We start from the raw sequence: 4127 nt of genomic DNA on the forward strand, positions 1-4127 counted from the left end.
AAACCTCTCCGTATTCTCTCTTAGTCTTGTTCAGAAATCAAATAGGAGTCCTATATGTTAGAAAATAATTACATATGTGTTTAGTATAATAATTCTTAAAGTTTCTAAATATGATATTTAGCCGAGATGCGGTCAAGAGTTTAATCACTATAGGAATCCTATTTTATTTTTGAAAGCATAATTGAAAGACTGGAATTTACCAGACAGATAAAGAGGCGATCGCTAGAATGACCAACGCGCAGCGACTAGACCATGTAGAAGATGAACTTGAAACTGTTAAACGATTGCTAGTGTCTGCTGCTAGCTACGCCGAATCAGCAAACAGGCGGCTTGATGAGTTGACTATAAAACAAGACCGTACCCAATCTCAGCTTGACCAATTAGGGGTGCGGGTTGACCAACTTTCTGAGCGCCTAAACGAATTTGTAAATCAAACACAACGTCTTTTTAACTAACAGGCAACGGTTTTAGAGCGAGTTGAGGAAAATCAGCATAGTAACAACGCCGCATTAAAGCGTATCGACCGGATTTTAGACTACCGGCTACGACAACAAGGAAACAGCCAGTGATAAACCCACTTCTGACTTTTTTCTTTCCGCCTTGCACGCATCACATTACGATTACGCCTCTCGATCACAGAGTGCGATCGTGAGCAATGCTGCGGCTGCTAGCCCTGCTGCCGCCCGAATGTGGTTCCAGATTGTCCAGTTGGCAAGGTAGCTAGACCATAGGCTCGCACCTATGGTGCTGTCCGGCTCGACTCTCGCCAGCGCTTCGTTGAGCGGCACATTGAAAACGATTGTCACGCCGAAGGTGCCAATGAGGTAGAGCAAGCTGCCGAGGAGCAAATAGGCGGCACCGGGTTGATGCCACCTTAATAGCGAAGAGATAGCCAGAAAGATGCAAGCCGCAGCCGTTACCAAGAACACTGCCATAAATAACGGATTGATCACCGTGATATTGATGGATTGCATCGCGGCAATACCCTGTGCTGGCTGGAGTCGGGTAAGGGCGTTCATTACGAAGGTTGAGAAGGCGAAGAAGACTCCGGCTATCAGCCCGCAGCCCAGTGCGGAGAAAAGCTTTAATGCGAAATAATAATGTTGTTGACTGATCAGATATTGCACCATTGCTTTATCATCCGTTTCTCTAAAGGGCAGTGTGAGTCTGATTATTTATCGATAATTGCAGATTAGATTGCTCCATGCATTCAACCTTTAAAGATTATTGTCGTTCCCGGTTTGACTATAGTCATTGTCATGTAAATTATTTGATAGCCCGTGGGTATGTCGATAGGGAGTTTCAATATGAAAAAGCGTAACTTTCGTACCATTGAAACGAATGGAGTTCGTCTGAACACAGTTGTTGAGGGTCAGGGGCCTTTGGTTATCCTACTTCATGGATGGCCTCAGTGCTGGTATCTATGGCGTCATCAGATTGATCCACTTGTAGAAGCAGGTTTTCAAGTGGCCGTTCCCAACCAACGGGGATACGACGGTAGTGATGCTCCAGAGGAGATCGAGGCTTACGACATACTTAATTTAACGGCGGATGTTGTCGGAATCGCTGACGCTCTCGGTCAGGAAACTTTCATTGTTGTGGGACATGATTGGGGTGCACCTGTAGCTTGGAATACAGCACTGCTATATGAGGAACGAGTTAATGCTGTTGTGGGAATCAGTGTTCCCTACTTCCGTTACCCGATTGGAGCATTTACAAAGCAAGAGAATTTTGGGGACAACTTCTGGTATATGGTCTACTTCCAAAAGCCCGGAATTGCGGAAGCGGAATTTGAAACAGATATCCGTCGTTCCATACGTATAATTCACTATAGTATTAGCGCTTCTGCTCCTGAAGGAATCATGCTGAATCCGAAACCATCAACTTCTGGTTTTCTTGACGGACTGATCGATCCCGATCAGCTACCAAAAGGCATGACAGAAGAGGATCTAGACTATTACGTTGAACAGTACAAACAGAGCGGCTTTCGTGGCAACCTGAACTGGTATCGTAACATGGATCGCAATATGGAAATTACTGCCCAGTTGTCAGGTAAAAAGATATCGCAACCAGCATTGTTCATAGCTGGTGAAAAAGATGTTGTCTTGAAGTTTCCAGGAATGAATCTTAATGCAATGACGGAGTTGGTTCCGAACTTGAAAGGACAGGTTATTGTTCCTAGTGCTGGTCACTGGGTTCCCGCAGAGTATCCCCAAAAAGTCAACGAGGCTTTGCTTGGTTTTCTAAAAGACTTTGGCCCTCAACGGTAAGATGAGCGATTTTGGCTAAATCTTATTGAATCTTTTTAATTGCCTGTTGTGCTTGAATGCAAACTTCTCGGTTAGGGTTGTCCAAGGCTTGTTGTAATGGATTAATAGCATCAGGTTCAGCTCAGTTATCAAGTGCAATTTATCACCAAATTCTTTTATGCTGCCAATTATTGAAACTATTGCTTTACGTCAAATGGCTTCGGGCGATCGCTTGTCTTTACAAGTTTACAAATTCATCGGCGCCAAAGCTGGTAAAAAGGTTTACATTCAATCTAATCTGCACGGTGCAGAAATTGCTGGCAATGCCGTTATTCATCAGTTAATTGAGTTTTTTTTAACAATAAATGAGCCAGATTTAGCTGGAGAAATTTGGCTAGTTCCTGTTTGTAATCCAATGGGGACGAATGAGCGATCGCACCATTTTTCTCCTGGTCGATATTGCGTTTACGAAGCTAAAGACTGGAATCGCATATTTTGGGACTACGAGAAAGAAGCTGATGATTTAGTAGCTTTTACTAAATCTCAACTTCATATTGATTTAGAGGTCGTTCGACAAAATTATCTAACTATAATTAAGCAACAATTTGTCAAAATTTTAGAAAAAATTAATTCTCCCAGTAGTGTGCCTTACACTGAGCTTTTTAGCTATAAACTCCAAAATCTGAGTTTAGATGCCGACTATTTAATTGATTTACATACTTCTACAAATCAAGCATTAGATTACCTTTATTACTTCCGAAATCGAGAAGAGAGTGCAAAATACTTCGGGCTTGATTTCGGAATTTTACTTGATAAATACGATGGTGATGCTTTTGATGAAGCTTTTATCAAACCTTGGTTAGCGCTGGAAGCTTGTTTTAAAGAGTTTGGTAGAGAAATCAAGTTTGATGTAGAAGCTTGGACATTGGAATTAGGAACAGGAATGCAAATAAACCCTGATTCAGTCGCGAAAGGTGTGTGGGGTGTGAAAAACTATTTAGTAGAGAAAGGTATACTGCAAATTCCTAATTTATCGGATGACACAAAAACTCCTGAAATGACTTTTGTATCTAGCAGCAATAGGAAAAAATATTATGCGATCGCAGGTGGGATGATTCAATCGAGAATAGAATTAGGTAGTTATGTAAAAGCTGGAGAAAAACTCTATCAAATTCTCAGTTTTAATAAAGAAGGTAAGTTACCTAGTGTAATTGATGTCTGCGCTCAAAAAGATGGATTGGTTTATGATGTTGCAACCAATCAAGCTGTAAATGAAGGCGAGTTTGTATTGGGAGTTATTAGTTAGCAACTAAATTTAAAGTTCTGCCTCTACGCCACTGTTTGATTTATTATTCGATTCTATAAAGGGATCTGACTTTTCACGGTATCTGGAAAACCTCTCTCTAAATCTCTCTCCTTGTAGGAGAGAGACTTTGAATTTTCCCCCTTTCCGACACGGGAAGGGGGTTAGGGGGTTAGGTCTTTCATGGGCTTTTCCACATGACTTGAAAAGTCAGATAAAGGGATCGGTAGAGTCGGTTTTTATATGAAATACAATCATGGTGCTAGGATTAAAAATAGTTAAGTTTGGTGTAAGATGCTGAATAGAGAATTATTAGCTCAAGAAATCGAGTCATTACCGCCAGAGTTACTAACTGAAGCATTAGATTTTATTCGCTTCATTAAAGCTAGTCATCTACAAAGGCAGTCGAAACCGGAAACAAACTCGGATGCAGATACATTGAGGGGTTCAAAAGCGAAGGATTTGCTCGAATTTGCAGGTACTTGGTCAGGAGATGATAAGTAGGTGGGCAGAGGAAAACCGAAATGTGTAAAGCAATGTTAACAAGAGGAATAATTGTTAAATTTGAAACGTTC

General features: G+C 41.3%; 5 protein-coding genes. 4 read left to right on the forward strand and 1 reads right to left on the reverse strand.

Features of this window, described 5'->3' with window-relative positions; genetic code table 11:
• The first annotated feature begins 227 nt into the window (after positions 1–227).
• The gene (locus tag PUQ00_RS32440) at positions 228–455 is read left to right on the forward strand and encodes a hypothetical protein (protein ID WP_300424083.1); all 228 of its coding nucleotides are present in this window, start codon (positions 228–230) and stop codon (positions 453–455) included.
• 165 nt (positions 456–620) lie between these two features.
• On the opposite strand, the gene PUQ00_RS32445 is transcribed toward PUQ00_RS32440, so the two are convergent.
• Positions 621–1130: an anthrone oxygenase family protein gene (locus PUQ00_RS32445; RefSeq protein WP_300424084.1), complete on the reverse strand. Its 510-nt coding sequence runs from the start codon at positions 1128–1130 to the stop codon at positions 621–623.
• A gap of 177 nt (positions 1131–1307) precedes the next feature.
• On the opposite strand from PUQ00_RS32445, the gene PUQ00_RS32450 reads away from it, so the two are divergent.
• From PUQ00_RS32450 to PUQ00_RS32460, 3 genes are all read left to right on the forward strand, one after another.
• A complete protein-coding gene (locus tag PUQ00_RS32450) occupies positions 1308–2270 on the forward strand; it encodes an alpha/beta hydrolase (protein WP_300424085.1) in 963 nt (320 codons plus the stop codon).
• 157 nt (positions 2271–2427) lie between these two features.
• Complete coding sequence (locus tag PUQ00_RS32455; RefSeq protein WP_300424086.1) at positions 2428–3555, forward strand: succinylglutamate desuccinylase/aspartoacylase family protein; 1128 nt, start codon at positions 2428–2430, stop codon at positions 3553–3555.
• A gap of 291 nt (positions 3556–3846) precedes the next feature.
• A complete protein-coding gene (locus PUQ00_RS32460) occupies positions 3847–4056 on the forward strand; it encodes a DUF2281 domain-containing protein (protein WP_300424087.1) in 210 nt (69 codons plus the stop codon).
• Positions 4057–4127 lie beyond the last annotated feature (71 nt).

The organism is Nostoc sp. S13 (genome assembly GCF_029379315.1).
GTDB lineage: Bacteria > Cyanobacteriota > Cyanobacteriia > Cyanobacteriales > Nostocaceae > Nostoc.

What these genes read in the sequence shown, in the direction of transcription:
- PUQ00_RS32450 (WP_300424085.1), top strand. Translation starts at nt 1,308, where the DNA reads ATGAAAAAGCGTAACTTTCGTACCATTGAAACGAATGGAGTTCGTCTG.
- PUQ00_RS32445 (WP_300424084.1), bottom strand. Translation starts at nt 1,130, where the DNA reads ATGGTGCAATATCTGATCAGTCAACAACATTATTATTTCGCATTAAAG.
- PUQ00_RS32460 (WP_300424087.1), top strand. Translation starts at nt 3,847, where the DNA reads ATGCTGAATAGAGAATTATTAGCTCAAGAAATCGAGTCATTACCGCCA.
- PUQ00_RS32455 (WP_300424086.1), top strand. Translation starts at nt 2,428, where the DNA reads ATGCTGCCAATTATTGAAACTATTGCTTTACGTCAAATGGCTTCGGGC.
- PUQ00_RS32440 (WP_300424083.1), top strand. Translation starts at nt 228, where the DNA reads ATGACCAACGCGCAGCGACTAGACCATGTAGAAGATGAACTTGAAACT.